The 17,196-nt window shown below is 42.9% G+C and carries 15 protein-coding genes and 3 pseudogenes; 12 read left to right on the forward strand and 6 right to left on the reverse strand.

The features are described from left to right. Nucleotides 1–63 precede the first annotated feature (63 nt). From ACSAZK_RS16540 to ACSAZK_RS16565, 6 genes and pseudogenes are all read left to right on the forward strand, one after another. Nucleotides 64–999: a S16 family serine protease gene (locus ACSAZK_RS16540; protein ID WP_440955116.1), complete on the forward strand. Its 936-nt coding sequence runs from the start codon at nucleotides 64–66 to the stop codon at nucleotides 997–999. Continuing rightward, a complete protein-coding gene (locus ACSAZK_RS16545) occupies nucleotides 999–1,670 on the forward strand; it encodes a nucleotidyltransferase domain-containing protein (protein ID WP_440955117.1) in 672 nt (223 codons plus the stop codon). The genes ACSAZK_RS16540 and ACSAZK_RS16545 overlap by 1 nt, the downstream gene beginning before the upstream one ends. 66 nt (nucleotides 1,671–1,736) lie before the next feature. Then, nucleotides 1,737–1,892 (forward strand): hypothetical protein, encoded by a 156-nt coding sequence (locus ACSAZK_RS16550; RefSeq protein WP_440955118.1) that lies wholly within the window; start codon nucleotides 1,737–1,739, stop codon nucleotides 1,890–1,892. 766 nt (nucleotides 1,893–2,658) lie between these two features. After that, nucleotides 2,659–3,783 (forward strand): annotated as a pseudogene (locus ACSAZK_RS16555) (IS256 family transposase). A gap of 260 nt (nucleotides 3,784–4,043) precedes the next feature. After that, nucleotides 4,044–4,247, forward strand: coding sequence for a hypothetical protein (locus ACSAZK_RS16560; RefSeq protein ID WP_440955119.1), 204 nt, complete (start codon nucleotides 4,044–4,046; stop codon nucleotides 4,245–4,247). 550 nt (nucleotides 4,248–4,797) lie between these two features. Beyond that, nucleotides 4,798–5,313 carry a cupredoxin domain-containing protein gene (locus tag ACSAZK_RS16565; protein WP_440955120.1) on the forward strand — a complete coding sequence of 172 codons (516 nt, stop codon included), beginning with the start codon at nucleotides 4,798–4,800 and terminating at the stop codon, nucleotides 5,311–5,313. 279 nt (nucleotides 5,314–5,592) lie between these two features. Here ACSAZK_RS16565 and tnpA read toward each other — a convergent pair whose 3' ends face one another. Further along, nucleotides 5,593–5,988, reverse strand: a complete 396-nt coding sequence (tnpA, locus tag ACSAZK_RS16570; protein WP_440955121.1) for an IS200/IS605 family transposase — start codon at nucleotides 5,986–5,988, stop codon at nucleotides 5,593–5,595. 52 nt (nucleotides 5,989–6,040) lie between these two features. Between tnpA and ACSAZK_RS16575 the strand changes: the two are divergent. After that, a pseudogene (locus ACSAZK_RS16575) lies at nucleotides 6,041–6,847 on the forward strand (RNA-guided endonuclease TnpB family protein); the annotation flags it as partial. A gap of 103 nt (nucleotides 6,848–6,950) precedes the next feature. Here the strand turns inward: ACSAZK_RS16575 and ACSAZK_RS16580 are convergent. Next, nucleotides 6,951–8,378: an IS1634 family transposase gene (locus ACSAZK_RS16580; RefSeq protein WP_440955122.1), complete on the reverse strand. Its 1,428-nt coding sequence runs from the start codon at nucleotides 8,376–8,378 to the stop codon at nucleotides 6,951–6,953. A 56-nt stretch (nucleotides 8,379–8,434) separates the two neighbouring features. Between ACSAZK_RS16580 and ACSAZK_RS16585 the strand changes: the two are divergent. The 4 genes and pseudogenes from ACSAZK_RS16585 to ACSAZK_RS16600 all read left to right on the forward strand — a co-directional run. Beyond that, nucleotides 8,435–8,749, forward strand: a pseudogene (locus ACSAZK_RS16585) (RNA-guided endonuclease TnpB family protein); the annotation flags it as partial. Nucleotides 8,750–8,906: 157 nt separating this feature from the next. After that, nucleotides 8,907–9,533, forward strand: a complete 627-nt coding sequence (locus tag ACSAZK_RS16590) for a LysE family translocator (protein WP_440955123.1) — start codon at nucleotides 8,907–8,909, stop codon at nucleotides 9,531–9,533. Between the two features lie 463 nt (nucleotides 9,534–9,996). Next, nucleotides 9,997–10,719: a metallophosphoesterase family protein gene (locus tag ACSAZK_RS16595; protein ID WP_440955124.1), complete on the forward strand. Its 723-nt coding sequence runs from the start codon at nucleotides 9,997–9,999 to the stop codon at nucleotides 10,717–10,719. A gap of 608 nt (nucleotides 10,720–11,327) precedes the next feature. After that, on the forward strand, nucleotides 11,328–12,146 hold the full coding sequence (locus ACSAZK_RS16600) for a nitroreductase family protein (protein ID WP_440955125.1): 819 nt from the start codon (nucleotides 11,328–11,330) through the stop codon (nucleotides 12,144–12,146). Between the two features lie 59 nt (nucleotides 12,147–12,205). Here ACSAZK_RS16600 and ACSAZK_RS16605 read toward each other — a convergent pair whose 3' ends face one another. Further along, nucleotides 12,206–14,266, reverse strand: a complete 2,061-nt coding sequence (locus ACSAZK_RS16605; protein ID WP_440955126.1) for a cation:proton antiporter domain-containing protein — start codon at nucleotides 14,264–14,266, stop codon at nucleotides 12,206–12,208. Nucleotides 14,267–14,702: 436 nt separating this feature from the next. Between ACSAZK_RS16605 and ACSAZK_RS16610 the strand changes: the two genes are divergently transcribed. Continuing rightward, nucleotides 14,703–15,182 (forward strand): type II toxin-antitoxin system RelE family toxin, encoded by a 480-nt coding sequence (locus tag ACSAZK_RS16610; protein ID WP_440955127.1) that lies wholly within the window; start codon nucleotides 14,703–14,705, stop codon nucleotides 15,180–15,182. Nucleotides 15,183–15,251: 69 nt separating this feature from the next. Here the strand turns inward: ACSAZK_RS16610 and ACSAZK_RS16615 are convergent, their stop codons facing one another. From ACSAZK_RS16615 to ACSAZK_RS16625, 3 genes are all read right to left on the reverse strand, one after another. Then, a complete protein-coding gene (locus ACSAZK_RS16615; protein WP_440955128.1) occupies nucleotides 15,252–16,004 on the reverse strand; it encodes a phosphoribosyltransferase in 753 nt (250 codons plus the stop codon). Nucleotides 16,005–16,086: 82 nt separating this feature from the next. Then, nucleotides 16,087–16,221, reverse strand: coding sequence for a hypothetical protein (locus ACSAZK_RS16620; protein WP_440955129.1), 135 nt, complete (start codon nucleotides 16,219–16,221; stop codon nucleotides 16,087–16,089). Nucleotides 16,222–16,248: 27 nt separating this feature from the next. Beyond that, on the reverse strand, nucleotides 16,249–17,193 hold the full coding sequence (locus tag ACSAZK_RS16625; protein WP_440955130.1) for a hypothetical protein: 945 nt from the start codon (nucleotides 17,191–17,193) through the stop codon (nucleotides 16,249–16,251). Between the last annotated feature and the right edge of the window lie 3 nt (nucleotides 17,194–17,196).

The following is a 17,196-nucleotide window of genomic DNA, read 5'->3' on the forward strand; positions in this document are numbered from 1 at the left end:
CCTCATTTTTGCTCCATTCTCAGGCAAGAAATTAAATCACATCTGCGATAATAGATGAGTGGTATGGTAAAGAAAATTCTGACATTCCTTCTGATTTTATCCCTGGCCTTGAACGCCTACTTCGTCTGGTTTGCCCAGCCGCAGCCTCTCGGAGCCGGGGAGAGTGCGGAGCAGATTCGGGAGATGCAGGCCCGGATCAATTCCCTTGAAGAGGAGAACGAGGCCCTGAAAGTGCAGGTCCTCCTCAATAACCAGTCCCTGCAGTCCTACGCTTCCCAGATCGAGTTCTACCGGAACCGGGTTGTAGAGCTCGAAACGACGTTCCAGGCCTGCCCTGTGGGCCAGGAAGGCTTTGCAACCCTGCAGGCTCCGGCTGTGGTCCAGAGAATCGAGGAAGGAGAAAATGGGCCCTTTGTCTCGGAAACGGTTATTGAGGAAGGCGCACTGATTGATGTCTCGGTTGAGGTCAGGCCAGGAAAAGGCCGCGTGCTTGTCCAGACGACCCCCCTGATGGGTGTGGTCTTCCAGGACGCCGCCAACACCGCAGTCTTTGTTGCCCAGGACCAGGCCAATATGAGCCTCACCGGTACCGACACGATCTTCAGTATCATGGCTGAAGAACCGATCCCTGCCGTGGACGGGCCAAGCGCAGGCGCTCTCATGACCCTCCTCACCATCGCCGCCCTTGACAACAACACCAAACTTAACGACTCCGTAACCCTCACCGGCACCATCGACAGCGAAGGCAACGTTGGCCCCATCAGCGGCGTGATCGAAAAATCCGAAGCCGCAAAAGCCGGAGGCAAGACCCTGATCCTCCTCCCCAGGGAAAACGACCAGCTTGTCAGCTACACCTACGTCCAGAGAGATGCAGGCCCCTTCACAATCGTTGAAAGAAAACCCGAATTCATTGATACCGAGGAGTTCATCGAGGAAAATGTGGGGATCGACGTCGAGTTTGTTGATACTATTGAGGATGTGGTCAGGTATGCGGTGTGATGGGGGAGATTGAACCTTTTTTCTCCTATTTTGATTTTCTTATTCCATGGATGAATACAAAAATTACTAATACAATTGTTCATATAAACGAACATATGTTCGGTATAATGAACATATGTTCGCGTCCTTCCTTTTCCATTCTCATCTTCCTGGGCAGGAGATACCATGAAGGTTTTTATGTCCGGGAACTTGCACGGGCTCTTAAACTTGGAACCGGGACTGTGAGCGAGGCCCTCAGGGAATTATGTGAAGCCGGGCTTTTGAACCGGGAAGAGAGGGGAAAAATAGTAATTTATCGGGCAGAGATGAAGAGCCCTCTACTCAGGGAATTGAAAGTCTGTTTTAACCTTATGGAACTGAACCCCCTCATGCTCAGGCTCCGTGAAAGTGGGGCTGTATCTCGAATGGTATTGTTTGGGAGCTGTGCAAATGGAGAAGATACCTGGGAAAGCGATATTGATCTCCTTATTGAAACTGGGAAGAAACGCGAGGTTTCCGTTCTTATAGAATCTGCTCAGGAGGGGCTTGAAAGGGAGTTTTCTCCCATTATTCTCAGCCCGGAAGAGTTCATGGTTCTGAAGAAGAAAGACAGACCGCTTTATGAAAGGATCATGAATGGGAAAGTGTTGTTTGAAGAAAATATTGGGGTGTATGATGAGATACCAGTTTGAGCAGTGCCTGAAAAAAGGAAAGATCGTGAAGATTCCCGTTGACAGCGAGCTTATGAGTACTATACATTGGGCCAGACGATAAACCCTGTTATTGTTTCCCGGGAAATCAGCTCAAAAGCAAAAGTCGGCTGGACCGTCTATCTCGCTGTAGGAAAAACAGGCAAGACCTGGAAACCCCTGCTTGTCGGAAACGTTTATCCCGGTTTTGGGGACGAATTTTAAGCGGTTTGCAGGCTCAGTTCTTCTGTCGGGGATAATTTATCCCCAAACTCCGGAGATGTTCTTTCCCGCATCCTGCGCCTAACTGAAGAGTTGTAAATAAGCCGGTGCATAGCTCTTTTAATATATTTTTTGTGTTGGCGGCTCCCCCACCAACCGCCCTGAAAAACGAACAAACGGACCGGAACCGCCTGAGAAAACGATCTGAATAAAAAGCTGACAGCCTTTTTTGAAGTAGTTTTTCTCGAAGGCCGGGGCGGTTGTATTAGGTTTATTCACGGGGTTTTGTCACGCTCGACGCAGGCGAGCGGCTTTTCCAAAACCCAAACTTAAAGCTTCAAGTTACTATTCCTGTCTTAAGAAAACAATTTATATCGTTAACTCTAATTCTTATGTAGCTTAATAACCAATCTTTCTTTCCATTATATACAGATAAACTTGAAACTAATAGTTTGAGGGGAAGCTTTTATGGGTATTATGAAGATGGCACGGGAAATGAGATGGATTTACATAGTTACTCTTGCGGCAGCAATTGCTATTACATTTTTCCTCTGATTGGTTTTAGCCTCTTAACTTTAATCCCACAAGCAAAGAGTAATTCTGTTGGATTTTTGAGCTGGTGTCATCCTTGATGAGTATTCTTGTATTTTTAGTCCTTCTTTTTGGCCTGTTTGGTGTTTTCAGATAGCGTACCGAAAGTTCTGTAAAATATGATTGACTCTGTATCCTTTTCCTTTCACCACAAAAAAAACAGGATGCAGAGTCAATGATCAATGTATTACCACTTATTAGAGATTATCTTATCGATCAGGAAGAAGGACTTCGCCAGTTAATCACCTGGTTTTTAAACCTTGTAATGGAAGAAGAAGCCCTTCTACAGTCAGGTGCAGAACGCTACGAGAGGACTGATTCTCGCAGAGCCAATCGAAACGGTTACAAACCTCGTACTCTCCTTACGAAATATGGTCAACTGGAACTCTCCAAACCTCTATTCCGAGAGTTTTCGTTCGAGACAGAAGTGTTTGAGAAGTATTCTCGAGTTGAGAAGGCCATCTTGACAGCCGTAACAGAGTCCTACTTACAGGGAGTCTCCACCCGAAGGGTGGATTAAATTATGACTGCCCTGGGAGTGGGAAATATCTCAGCATCTTCTGTATCCAGGATTACTAAAGAGCTGGATGAGAAGGTTGAAGAATTCCTTACAAAGCCGATTGAGCATGAAATTAAATATCTTTTTGTTGACGCAACTTATTTTAAAGTAAGAGACGGGCTCCATTATAGAAGCAAGGCCCTCTTCGTCGTTGCCGGCATCAGGGAAGATGGTTACCGTGAAATCCTTGGAACAAGATTAGCAGACAGTGAAGACTCTCTTTTCTGGGAAGATCTCTTTGACGATTTGAAGGAAAGAGGCTTGAGAGGTGTTGAACTAATCGTTTCTGACGGCCATAAAGGAATACAGAAGGCAGTAAAGGAGTCTTTTATCGGTGCAAACTGGCAAATGTGTCACGTACATTTGATAAGGCAAGCTCTTAAGAAGGTACCAAAAAAGAAGCACAAAGAGATAGCAGACAAGATTAAAGAAGCATTACAAGACCCGGAAAAGTTGAGGGATCTTATAAGGGAACTTGATGGAAGTGGATACAAAAGCGCAGCAGATACTATTGAAAGTTTCCAGTTTGATTTACTGAATTATATGCAGTTTCCAAAAAAACATTGGAGAAGGATAAGAACAACCAATATGGTGGAGAGGACAAATAAGGAGCTCAAAAGGAGAAGCAGAGTAGTTGGAGCATTCTCGAGTCAGGAGTCAGTATTGAGACTTGCAGTCTCAATACTGATTGACATCAACGAAGATTGGATTACAGGCAACAGATATTTAGTAATGGAAGAGTAACCAAAATAGGGAGTAGAGGGTACAGAGAGAATTTTACAGAAAACAAGGGACACTATCGAAAGAGATCTCAGGATGATAACATTTCAACAAAAGATATCGGGAAATTTCAGGAAACCACGGCGAGCAGATGTGTTTTGTAGAATTAGAGGATACATATCTACACTAATTAAGAATAACATGCCTGTTATAGGTTCACTTGATACGGCTATTGAAGATATACCTCCCTTACCCTGAATAGTTACAAATCGATTTCTCTAATTTTGTTTGATAGAGGATTTTATAGCAAAGAGCTCATGCTGACACTTTCAAATTCAAAGTATCCGTACTTGATTTTTGTCCCAAAAAACTCCAAAGTTAGAAAAGAACTTGCTCAAATAGAAGAAGCTGAAAAGAAAACAATGCAATACAAGTTCAAACATGGATTGTTTTGTACAAAGATGAGGAAAGTTTCAAAGTATTCATGATAGACATGTATGAAGAGTACAAAGATGTGTAAATAAGCGGCCACCCTCATTGAATCAGTGACGTGGGGGTGCAGGTCAATGGATCAACAGGGAGCCATTGATAGTGATCCCGCAAAATCTGGGAACAATTCTACTTTCGTCATTAACATTAGCTTGCCGCATGCAAAAGTCATATATCATTCGGAACTACTGTAGCCGGGTTTGTGATAGCCAGGTTGATTCGGATGGATTGGGTCAGCCTAGATGCGACAGCCGAGTTGTGGCTCGGCATTGTGCGGTCCGTTTAGCTCGCTCCGCTCGCCCAAGAGGACTTATGAAAGGAGTTGAGTTACTAGTTGAGATAATAATTAGTCGCTAATTGAGTTACTGGTTGAGTTACTATTGTTCCATTTTTGGATATGTTATGAACATTATAGAATATCAATTAAATATTTTTAAATAAATAATATAAGTACTGAACTCAGTTTCACATACTGGTTTTAGGATTGAAAGTGAAAATTATGTCAAGGGCAAAAAAGTAAATGATTATAATGAGTGGGGAAATGAAAAGATGGAGAGTAGAATGAAAAAGGCAATAATAATTTTCCTGACGATTATCGGAGTACTTCTCGCTGCGGGCTGTGCAGGTTACGGGGATTCGGAAGAAGCTGCTCCTGCAGCACCGGGGGAAGATGAAGCAGAAGAGGTTGAACCTGCAGATGAAGCGGGAAACGATGAAGAAACCGAGATGGAAGAAGAGGAAACCGAAACCGGAGCAGAAGTTGAAGAAGGAACTGGAGGAGAAACGGAAGCTCAGGAACCGGCCGAAGAAGCAGGAGAAGAAATAATCGATGTTGATATCCGGGACTTCACGTACATACCCGACACCCTTACAGTTGAGGTAGGGCAGACCGTCAGGTGGACTAATTATGATACTGCTGTCCACAATGTGGTGGGTGAAGGAATTGAATCGGATACTCTGGATGAGGGCGATACTTTTACGTTCACCTTTGAAGAGGAAGGCACTTACGATTACATCTGCACGTTCCATCCCTGGATGGAAGGTATGGTGATCGTTGAAGCCTGAAAAGCACCATAAAAAGTCTGGAAAAAACAGGAAGAGCTGAGAAGGGTTATTTGATCACAAAAAATGCGTGGGATACTTTTTTAATTCTTATTCTTTTGTTTTTCCTTGTGGACATGAGGGGAGTTATTTATCGTGGGGCACTTCTTCTTTTAAAGTATATTCCTACATCCTGGTATAGATGCGAAAGACAACTCCAAAAACTAAGACCCGGTGTCTAAACCTTTTATAAATAAGAGCGTAAAACCCCCAGGTCTTTAGCTTGGGGGATATAAGCGTAAACTAACCCGGACTCCGTATATATATTTCCAAATTTTCCCTGCTAACGTTCCCTATAGTGCAAGCAAAATACCCCTCACTCCATAATGTATTTTCCTTTCTGTAGAATTGTTCCAGATATTGTTTTTGAGTTTTCCATAACCTATATGTTGTTAGCTGTTTTAACTTTCTTACTATTGAAAGTACGTTAATTTTAGGTTTGCTTTTTACAAGTAAATGGATATGGTCTTTGTCTGTTTCCATCTCTACAATTTCAAAATCTGAACTTTCAGAAATCAAATCGATTAAGTCTTTTAGTTCCTGATCTATTGGTTGCAGCAATTTTTTTCTATATTTGCATACAAAAATAATATGGTACATTAACAAAAATTTACTATGATTCTCTTTTTCATATTTCATATTCAGGTGTTTAGCAGAATGCATATAAACCGTTAAAGCACATGGTGATATGATGTTAAAAGCCTATAAATTCAGGTTGTATCCTACAACTGAACAAAAAACGATGATAGCAAAACATATAGGTAGCTGTCGATTTGTTTTTAATTGGGCTTTAGAACTAAAAATTAAATCATACCAGGAAGAAGGAAAATCATTTTCCAGATTCGACATTAATAAAATGATTCCTGAACTGAAAAAAGAACATGAATGGTTAAAGGAATCAAATTCTCAGTCATTGCAAGCAATGACTAAAAATGTGGAAAATGCTTTTACTAAGTTTTTTAGAGAAAAAGCAGGTTTTCCAAACTTTAAATCAAAAAAGAATCAAGTTCAATCCTTCGAAATACCTCAACATTACATAGTTGATTTTGACAAAAATATAGTAAAACTTCCTAAAATAGGGGAAATTAAAGCTGTCCTGCATAGGAATTTTGAAGGTAAATTAAAAACAGCAACGGTATCCAGAACTTCAACAGGAAAATATTTCATTAGTATATTGGTGGATGATGAAAAGGATTTGCCCGAAAAGCAAACATTCACAGAAAATAATACAGTAGGTGTTGATGTTGGAATAAAGGATTTTGCTGTTTTGTCAAATGGAGAAAAAATAGATAATCCGAAATATCTTAAAAACTCTTTACAGCGTCTTAAGGTAGTTCAAAAACAATTAAGTAAGAAGGTTAAAGGCTCTAATAACCGGAAAAAAGCAATAAAAAGGCTTGCTAAAATCCATGAAAAGGTAACAAATCAAAGAACTGATTTTCAGCACAAAGTTTCATCAAGATTAATCCGCGAGAACCAAGCAATAGCGTTTGAAACCTGACTTTGACAGTTTCCACTAATTTTAATTAAAATTTCCTTCATTTTTCCCGATTTTTGTCAGAAAAAGGTATTTGACAGTTCAAATAAATTCATCGAATTTTCTAAGAAATTCCCTTTTTTTGGGTTAAAATCAAGCGATTTATGGAATCGAAATTGGCATAAATATAAGTTTTATTCTTATTCTTCAGAAAATCTACGGTAACTGTCAAATTCGATAGACTCTTTTTTATGAATTTTGTTGACGTATGCTTGAGTTCTTTGAACTCATATCGCATCAGCGATATGAGTAATTGGGCAATGAATCCTATGATTATTGCTCCATAGATGCTCTCATCCGTCCAGACCCTTAGTGGTTTTATTTCTATTTCGTTTTTCAGCGAGTTAAATATTTTTTCAATTGAATCCTTTTTCCTGTAGGTTTCAAGAGCATCTATAAGTGTCAAATTCTTACTTGATTTTAGGCAGAAAAATCCTTCTCTTCCGTTAATTACCTCTTCTTCAAGGAGTTCAAAGGCTTCATCTTCACTCATCTCAACCAGCTTTGTCTGGTATGAATAACTTATATCAATGAGTTTATTATTGATTCTGAATTTCTTCGGAAGTTTCTTGTTCTCATCAATTGATTTCTGTATCTCTTTTGCCTCTTCCACCATTCTCTGTACTTTTCTGACTCTTGCTTCCAATTGCTGTTTTTTTAAGGTTTCTGAGAAATAGAGGTAGTTTGTACTGCTGGGTTTTACAATCTTTATCCCATAGATCCCCTTTTCTTTGTCAACGACTTCAGGATCAAGCTGATCAAACATTTTAATCAACTTATCATCGCTGGCGTTGAGCTTCTTTGCAGTAAGGTAATCCATTTCATCTTCTTTGATCAGAGCTAGATTTTTTATGCTATTTGCACCTTTGTCAAAAACAACAAGTGACTCTTTATTGAGTCTACTTTTTACCTGCTGATACGTTTTTTTAAAATGAGTCTGATCGGGAACGTTTCCTTTTTCCACAGTAATTCCAACAGGTAAGTTTATTGGATCTGCAAGTTCGCTTACTCCTAAAGTAATCTGTTTTTTATCTGGACGGTGATCGCGGCTGTAACCATATTTACCAAGTGGAGACTTATCACCATAAAGAACAATACTTGTCCAATCCATGTTGATATTAGTGTGTTCAAAATTGTACATGGAGAACAAAACATCCTGAATATCCAGAATGATCTCTTCTTTATTACTTCCCAAAGTTTGAAGGGTTCTGTACAGAACCCTTTCATTGAATTTTTCAAGATTGAAAAATTCCAGGACTTCGTCCTGGTTAATCCATTTATGAGCCCGATCAATGCTAAAGTTCTCTGTAAGCTTATAACTAAGCAAAGCTTTGATCAAAGAATTGAAGTCGATACCTTTAGCCTTATGCTTACCCAAAATAGATGAAAAATTAAGCTGTTCATACAGGTTTTCAACAGCAAGAATGGTTCCGATGGGAAAGCATATATTGTCGTTAGGAGTTATTTCATATGTTCTTAGTTTTGTTTGCATTTTGGTCGATCAAACATTACTAAGAACTATGATTTTTATTTAACTGTCAAACTTGGGTTGAAACTCTGAAAGTCGAGAACATGGTACAAAATCACTGTCTTGCACAGGCTATAGGTGATGCTTCATGGTCAAGCTTCATTACAAAAATGGAGTATAAAGCCGAATGGTACGGAAAAACCATTCTGAGAATAGGCCAGTTTGAGCCATCAACAAAATTGTGTAATGTTTGCGGCTATCATAACAAGGACATTACCCTAAAAATAAGGGAATGGGTATGTCCCGAATGCAAAACAGAACATGATAGGGACATAAACGCAGCTATAAACATTAAAAAGTTTGCTTTGCAAGATCAAAATTTGATAGTAATTTAATCTTCCCTATGGAACGTGGGGTTAAGCTTGTGGATTCGTCTAGGATGCTAGGGGAAATGAAGCAAGAAGCCCGTTAAATCTTTAGATTTAGCGGGTAGTTCACTATAAGTAGCTCAATCCCATCTTAAAAACAGATATAAAATAAAAAGTGAGAAAAATGATTGAAGCATCACAGTTGATATATTTTATCGCAGCATCTGCCGCGCTAACGTTCCTGCCTGGCCCGGATATTATATTTGTGCTCACCCAGAGCATTTCCCAGGGAAAAATAGCAGGGATTGCCACCGCATCGGGGCTGTGTACCGGAGTGCTGGTCCATACTACCGCAGCGGCTCTGGGGGTTTCTGCCATCGTGTATCAGTCCGCCCTGGCTTTTACGGTTTTAAAATATCTGGGAGCAGCTTACTTACTCTATCTCGCATGGCAGGCCCTCAGAGAAGGCGACAGGGTCTTATCCTCCGGCCCGGCCCAGATAACGGACTTCCGGGCTCTATATAAGAAGGGAATTTTCATGAACGTTCTGAACCCTAAAGTCGCACTCTTCTTCCTGGCTTTCCTGCCCCAGTTTGTAAATCTGGAGGCTGGCGGCGTGTCCACACAAATGCTATTGTTGGGAATAGTATTCATGGTGCAGGCCTTGCTAATCTTTTCAGTAATTTCCGTCTTTGCCGGAACAATCGGTAACAAAATCCTCGAAAGACCAGGAATCGGGAAGTACATTAACTGGGGAAAAGCAGGGATCTTTACTGCAATCGGGATCCAGCTGGCAGTCTCTCATAAGTGACTGAATACCAATCATTCAATTCATTGAATAACCGTTCACTTTATTGAATGATCTTCTTTTTACTGATCTTCTTTTTGCTGATCTTCTTTTTGTTGATGATTTTATCATATATTAGCTCACACAACCCCAAACTCTCCAGGTCCCCGCACACTTGGCAACTTTTTCTGAAAAAAAAGAATAAAAAGAACCTGATTCCCCAAATCCGGCTCAAAACAGCTATTTTGTCATGAATTAAAATTTAGGATATGACAATCCATCCCATTATATCTGACGACACAAGTATGTATTTTTAATGATTTATAATTAGATTAAGACAAATGTTGAGCCATACAGGATAAATATATATAACATGGAAGGATTCGACCCCTCGAATAAAAGCAATATTATAATTTTATTATAGAAGGAATGAGAAATTATACAAATCGTACACCTTTCAGACATACACTTTTCAGAAACGTACTTTGTGCCGAAAATTGCGGATTCAATGGTTGAGAGCATAAACGGGCTTTCTCCGGATATCGTGGTGATCACGGGAGACCTGACGGAAAACGGGTTTTCCGCCGAATACGACGGGGTAAAACAGTTTATTGACAGGATAGAATGCAAAAATAAGGTCCTTGTCCCCGGAAACCACGACTCGAAAAATGCCGGATACCTCCATTTCGAGGACCTCTTTGAAGACCGCTTCTCCACCCACAGGCTCGGGAACGTTACCGTTGTAGGGGCTGACTCATCCCAGCCGGACCTTGACGAAGGGCATGTGGGAAGAGAAAATTACGGCTGGATCAAGGAAGCTTTTACCGGAGATGATTTTAAGGTCTTTGCCCTGCACCACCACCTGGTCCCGATCCCCCTTGCGGGCAGGGAGAACACCGTCCTGGTGGACGCAGGAGACGTCCTCAACCTCTTAAATGGCTGTAAGGTGAACCTTGTCCTCTGCGGGCACTGCCACATCCCCTGGGTCTGGAACCTCAACAACATGCTCGTAGTAAACGCAGGGACGATCTGCTCTTCAAAAACCCGGGGTAAGACCTCCCAGTGCTACAACCTGATCCAGGCCGAAAGCAGTAGAAATGAAATTAGAAAAGGAGAAGGTGAAAAAATGGAAAACGGAAACTGGAATGTCCGCGTCTCCAGGATCTTCCCGGAAGGGAACCAGGAGCTGGTTGCTGAAACAGTGATGTGAGGGGTTTTAAGAACCCTATTTTCCTCTCTCACTAATTTCCTCCATTTTTATATTCCTCCCTTTAATTCCCTCCATTTTTAATTTCCGCCCCCATTAATTCCCTCCTTTTTATTTTCCTCTCATTAATTTCCTCCTTTTTCATTTTTCCCACTCTCACAAACAAAATGAAAAATGGAAATAAAAAAAGCGTTTAGAAAATGAGAAGAGAAAATAATCAAAGAAAATTAAGAGTACTGCCATATTTGGCTAAATTTTAACAGTACTTCCATATAATCAACTATATAATCATTATTTCCCCAGCCTTATATAATTTGCAGTCGTTCTATTAATCGGGCATCTGAGAAATACTCTTTTCTGATTCAAAATCCCCCAATCTCCTACCCCCTTCAACCACCCAACACACCCCAAAATCAGATGCCTCATCTCCATTTTATTTCATTTCATTTCATTTCATTTCATTTCATTTCATTTCATTTCATTTCATTTCATTTCATTTCACTTCTCTTCGTTCCTGTTCATTTCGTTACATTTTGATTTCCACATCTCATTTTGAAAGTTAATTATATCATCAATTCAGGAGAAATAACCTTATCAGTGAGGTACCTGAAATGAGTCTGATTTCTTTTGATCTGGAAAAGTGCACAGCCTGCGGAACATGTTCCGAGATCTGTCCTGTGCACATTATTATGCCCGGTGAGGATGGTTATCCGTCCCTCCCCGCTGAAAATGAGCCCTTTTGCTCCCGCTGTGGACACTGCGAAACCGCCTGCCCGGCAGATGCTATCCAGGGAAATTACGAGACTTTCCCTCCGGAAAACGAGATTGCGGATACCACGCAGCTCAGTCCCGAAGTGTTCACGAAATATATCCAGAGCAGGCGCTCAACAAGGGTTTTCAAGGACAAGCCGGTCGAAAAAGAAAAGATCGCCGGAATCCTGGAAGCGGTCCGCTTTGCCCCCTCGGGCATGAACGCCCAGCCCGTGAAGTGGCTCGTGATAAGCGACCCCGACGAGGTCAAGAAGCTTGCAAGGCTCACGATCGACTGGATGCGCATGGTGGCAGAAAACGAAGACGCTGTGCACCCGTTAAAGCCGGTCTTCCCTGCCCTTGTCGGCCTCTGGGACGCAGGCCTCGACCCCATCTGCCGCAGTGCTCCCTGCCTGGTTTATGCTTACGCCGAAAATACGCTTGCATATACCGACAGCATCATCGCCCTGAGCACCTTTGACCTGCTGGCTCCTTCCTTTGAGCTTGGAACCTGCTGGGCAGGGCTCCTGCAAATCGGAGCCATGGAGTATCAGCCTTTGAAAGATGAAATGGGCATTCCCGAAGAGTATGTCCCGCAATACGCACTGATGGTAGGGTATCCGAAGTATAAATTCAAAAAGATTCCGGGAAGAAAGCAGGCGGACGTTATCTGGAGATGATTTTTCCGGATGACTGAAATTTACTTATGACCTGAATTTACTTTTTTTACCTTCGGAACTCATTCAAAAAATCTCCTGGCATCGTGCAGGTTGCGAGGTTTTCCAAGCAGGATGCAGACATCACTTGCCTGAATGAGGGAACAGCCTTCAGGGTTGTGTATCATATCCGAGTCCCTGCGAACCGAAAGGACGGTTACTCCGTGCTTTTTTCGGAGTTCCATATCTGCGAGGGTCTTTCCGGCTATTTCGGAACCTTCATTAACTCTTATTATAGTGATTTCCAGCCCAGGGAGGTCTTTTCTGATGTTGAAATTAACGGTTTTTCCCTCGGAGAGCTTTCGCAGCATCCCGTAGCCGTCAGCCCGGACTTCTCTGACGAATTTCTCGATGTCTTCCCCGGGGATCAGGTACTTTTTAAGAAGGCGGACAAAGACCTCAACTGAAGTCTCATACTCTTCGGGAATGACTTCTTCGGCGCCCAGGGCGTGCAGGGGTTCCATTTCGCGCAGGTAGCGGGTCCTTGCAATGATATGGATTTTAGGGTTCAGGTGTTTTACCATTTTCACGGCCTTCCTGGTAGCAGCAGGGTCTGAAATCCCAATAACAAGAATACGTGCATCCCTTATTCCGGCATGTTCCATTACAGCTTCGTAAGTGGCGTCCCCATAGTAGATCCGTTCCCCTCTGGCTTTTTCCCGACGGACTATTTCAGGGTTTATCTCTATAATGATATAGGGAATACCCGCGGTTTTTGCTGCTTTTGAAACCGTCCTGCCGTTAAAACCATACCCGACAATTATAAGGTGGTCGTTAAGCTTGAGCTCGTCACCAGCCTCAATTTTCCCGGAACCTGGGTACGATTTATCGGAATGTAGTTTGTCAGGGTGCAGCTTACCGAAATGCCGTTTGTCAGAGCGCAGTCTACCGGAATAGAGCCCATGCACCAGTTTCGTGTCGGAAACCTTCCTGAGGAAGAAGTCCACAACTCCGGGAGACCCGTTTATAACAAAGGGGGTGATGCCCATCGTGAGTATTGAAACAGCAAGGAAAGTCTGGTAAGTGTTTTGGTCCAGAAGATTGAATTCCAGGCCGAACTTCGAAAGGACGAAGGAGAACTCCCCTACCTGGGATAAGGCAAGCCCCGTGAGCAGGGTTGTGCGGAGAGGATAGCCTAGTAAAAAGGTTGCAATGGCTCCGGAAAGTGCTTTCAGGAAGACGACGGCAAAAGCCATCAGGATGAAGACATGGGGATTTTCCAGGAAATACTGCACATCCAGCAGCATGCCAATGGACACGAAAAAAAAGCTCATGAAGACATCTTTAAAAGGCGTGATGTAACCCGTGGTCTGCTGGCTGTATTCGGATTCGGAAATGACCAGTCCTGCCAGAAAAGCCCCAAGGGCAAGGGATAGCCCTGCACTGGAAGTCAGGAGGGCCGTTGAAAGGCAGATGAAAATAACACTCAGAAGAAACAGTTCCCTGCTGCGAGTCCAGGCAACGTAATAGAGCAGCCTGGGAACAATATAGCGGGCACTCAGAATGACTAACAGGATGATCCCTACCCCTTTAAAGAGGAGGATTAAAAGCGAACCCGTAACTCCTTCCGAACCCCCTGCCAGCAGAGGTGTGACAAGGATCATGGGCACGATAATGATATCCTGGAAGATCAGAACTGCAAGCGAGGTTCTCCCGTGGGGGCTGTAGACCTCGGATTTTTCCTGAAGGATTTTGAGCACTATTGCGGTGCTGCTCAGGGAAATGAGAAAACCTATGAACACCGAACTTGCCCTGCTGAAACCCATCTGCGTACATAGCAGGAAAACCAGTAAAATTGTCAGAAGGATCTGGAGAGAACCACCTGCAAGTACGGTCTTTTTTATCTCCCAGAGTTCCTTGATGGAAAGCTCAACCCCAATAATAAATAGCAGAAAGATGACCCCAAACTCCGCAAGGATTTCCACTCCCTGAGTCTCTCCAATCAGTCCCAGTCCATAAGGCCCCAAAAGCATACCGGTTACAAGGAAACCCAGCACCGAAGGAACTGCAAATTTGTGGAATATGGAAAGAAGAAGAATAGATACCCCAAGTATGATGTCGATGTTTCCTAACAATGATTCCATAATTGTTCTCCGGCGAAGCAGTGTAATTGAATCGCTTGATCAAATATTTTTTACATATATACTTCTTTCAGGGATAAGCGAGGTAGTAATAAATATGGGCTGAAAGGCAATAAAAATCAGCACTAAAGAGATAAAAACGAAATATAAGCAGATGTCTGCATATTGTATTATATTAGCATATTAAAAGATTTTAAACATTACGGAAAATTTTCTTTATATCGAAATACCTGAAAACCCATGGTGACACTTCTGACCCCGGCAAAAACCAGAGGTAGAAACGAAGACCGAACGAGAAGTGACCATAGATTGACGCAAAACAGGATCTATCTCATTGAAAACACAATCATAGAGCTAAAAAATCGGAAGTTATGGAGCTGAATATCATTGCAAGTTTTTGAAGATACCTATATATAACAGACAATTCAACATTTAAAGTATGGGAACTCCGGAGTTTGAGAAAAAGGTTATGGAAGAACTTAACTTCATCAAAAAACAGCTCGGGGAAATAAGGGAGCACATGGTTGACATAGATACCATCCTTACCTGGGAAGAAAATGAACTCCTAAAAGCAAGTTTTCAAAATGAAGCGGAAGGGAAACTGAAATCCCTGAAAAAAATGGAAGAAGAAATGGGCTTAAAGAAAGACCATGAGTCCGACATATTTGAAATTTTTCTTGATGAAGACTCCCAATCTTTCCTGGAAAAATCCAACCTGTATACGGATTATCGGACAATGGAAATCATCAAAAAGCTAACAACCGACCCTATGCCCCCCGGAGCAAAGAGGATTATCGAGAGCAGGGAAGAACTCATCAGGTTGAGAGCCGGACACTACAGGTTCCTGTACAGGATAAATTTCGGGAAAAGTCAAATAATCGTTTTGAAGATCGAACACTTAAAATGTACCTACTGCTAATGAATTTCACATATTTAAGAAAAATGACCGTAAAGTCCTGAAATGTTATCCTTCTTTGTCACTTACAAGTTATCTAGCTAAAACCCGCCACACCGGCTTCTTCCCCTCAAACTTTTCAAGCTTTTCTCCTTCAACCCTCTCAAATTCTCCTCCTTCAACCCTCTCAAGCTCTCCCCTCTCAACCAGGTCAGCCAGAATATCAAGAAGTTCTTCTTCCCCGATTTCTATCTCGTACCTCTCCTTAAGTCCGGCTAAGATCCCGGAAAGGTCCCGGGTCCTGTCTCCAATGACTTTTACAGTAAATCCAGCCAGGTCTTCATAGAGGGCCCAGGGATAGATGATCCAGCGCCATTTGATGATTTTCTGCGCGTAAAAATCCGGGGTAAAGGCGGAACAGGTCTTGTGCTGGAGCACGGCAGTCCTGACCTCTGCGGGGTTCAGGCTCTGCACATAGTCGACAGCAAGGCAAAGTGTCTCCCCGGTGTCGGTCACATCGTCCACGATAAGCACTTTTTTTCCGCTTATGTCCACGGGAATTGGAAATTTGATCCGGGCTTCTTCCTGCATGTCCGCAGCCCGGGTGTAGTGTTCGATCTTCATGGAGCAAAGGTCATTGAAAAGGAGAAAATCCGCAACCATCCTCGCCGGTACATAGCCTCCCCTCCCTATGGCTACGATCAGGTCAGGCTGGAAGCCGGAAGCCTTGATTTTCCGGGCGAGTAACCTGGAAAGCCTGCAGGCTTCCCTGAAACTGATCAGTTCGCACCTGAATGAGTCCTGCTCTACCGGAGAGCGCCGGAACTGCTTGCTCTTCTCCTGCATCTTGCTAAATTTTCCGTTAACAGATTTGCCATATGCCGATTAACCAATTGTCTATTAATCATCGGACAAAACCGTAATACGATCAACCATCAATCAATTGACCATCAATCAATTGACCAACAATCAATTGACCATCAATCAATTTATCATCAATCAATTTATCATCAATCAATTTATCATCAGTCAATTGACCATCAATCAATTGACCAACATTCATGTGATCAACCTTCAATAGATCAACCGGTCAATACCCGGAAGACCCTGAAGCCTCGGTTACTGAAATCTCGTACTCAGGGGAGAATACTTCGGCATCATCAACCACAGCATAGGCTCTGAAATAGATGTCACCGGAAAGTGGAGCCCTCAGCCTGAACTCGAATTCTTTGGGAGCGGTACCGCCCTGGGGAGAACTTTTTGTCGGATAGTCAGCCAGGCTTTCATTCCCGCTTTCGGACCCGCTTATAATTGCGGTCTCACTTATTTCCCCGGGGGTTCCGCCCGTAACTTCCCAGTTAACGGTAAAGTATTCCCCGCTCTCAACGCTAGTGGGATAGTCAAGCACCTCGATCCCCTGAGATCCGCCTGAAGCTCCTTCGGATTCGTTTTCAATCTCTGGTTCAATCTCTGGTTCAATCTCTGGTTCAATCTCTGGTTCAATCTCTGGTTCAAGCCCTGGTTCAAGCACTTCTATGCTTTGTTCATCAGACCAGTAACTGGTTTCGTCAACAATTGCGTGAGCCCTGAAATACACCGTACCTGCCTCCTCAAGCACCAGCGAGTCTTCGAATTCGGCAGGAATCGACCCGTTTTTCGGGACGGTCAGAAAGGGGTAGCTCTCCAGGGTCAACTCCCCGCTTACGGATTCGGGGCCGTAGTGGACGGCAGTATGCGGGATTTCCGTTTCAACAGGGCTACTTACCTGCCAGCGGACCAGGAAACTCTGCCCCACTTCCACGGATGAGGGGGCTTCAAGCACCTCAACACTGATTTCCCCACCTTCGACACCTTCGGCACCTTCTACGGCTTCCTCAGCATCTTCAACTTCCGGAGCCGGGATTTCTTCAGGAAGCGGAATATCTTCAGGAACCGGCTCTATTCCTTCATCCCCTTCTTCTTCCGCACAGCCGGATGCAAACAAAAGGACAGCAATGCAAATCAAGACATACAAAGTATGAACCACTCGCTTCATAGA

Source organism: Methanosarcina sediminis (genome assembly GCF_052056915.1).
In the GTDB taxonomy this organism is placed as follows: domain Archaea; phylum Halobacteriota; class Methanosarcinia; order Methanosarcinales; family Methanosarcinaceae; genus MTP4.

What these genes read in the sequence shown, in the direction of transcription:
- ACSAZK_RS16540 (WP_440955116.1), top strand. Translation starts at nt 64, where the DNA reads ATGGTAAAGAAAATTCTGACATTCCTTCTGATTTTATCCCTGGCCTTG.
- ACSAZK_RS16545 (WP_440955117.1), top strand. Translation starts at nt 999, where the DNA reads ATGGGGGAGATTGAACCTTTTTTCTCCTATTTTGATTTTCTTATTCCA.
- ACSAZK_RS16565 (WP_440955120.1), top strand. Translation starts at nt 4,798, where the DNA reads ATGGAGAGTAGAATGAAAAAGGCAATAATAATTTTCCTGACGATTATC.
- tnpA (WP_440955121.1), bottom strand. Translation starts at nt 5,988, where the DNA reads ATGAAATATGAAAAAGAGAATCATAGTAAATTTTTGTTAATGTACCAT.
- ACSAZK_RS16580 (WP_440955122.1), bottom strand. Translation starts at nt 8,378, where the DNA reads ATGCAAACAAAACTAAGAACATATGAAATAACTCCTAACGACAATATA.
- ACSAZK_RS16590 (WP_440955123.1), top strand. Translation starts at nt 8,907, where the DNA reads ATGATTGAAGCATCACAGTTGATATATTTTATCGCAGCATCTGCCGCG.
- ACSAZK_RS16600 (WP_440955125.1), top strand. Translation starts at nt 11,328, where the DNA reads ATGAGTCTGATTTCTTTTGATCTGGAAAAGTGCACAGCCTGCGGAACA.
- ACSAZK_RS16605 (WP_440955126.1), bottom strand. Translation starts at nt 14,266, where the DNA reads ATGGAATCATTGTTAGGAAACATCGACATCATACTTGGGGTATCTATT.
- ACSAZK_RS16610 (WP_440955127.1), top strand. Translation starts at nt 14,703, where the DNA reads ATGGGAACTCCGGAGTTTGAGAAAAAGGTTATGGAAGAACTTAACTTC.
- ACSAZK_RS16615 (WP_440955128.1), bottom strand. Translation starts at nt 16,004, where the DNA reads ATGCAGGAGAAGAGCAAGCAGTTCCGGCGCTCTCCGGTAGAGCAGGAC.
- ACSAZK_RS16620 (WP_440955129.1), bottom strand. Translation starts at nt 16,221, where the DNA reads ATGAATGTTGGTCAATTGATTGATGGTCAATTGACTGATGATAAATTG.
- ACSAZK_RS16625 (WP_440955130.1), bottom strand. Translation starts at nt 17,193, where the DNA reads ATGAAGCGAGTGGTTCATACTTTGTATGTCTTGATTTGCATTGCTGTC.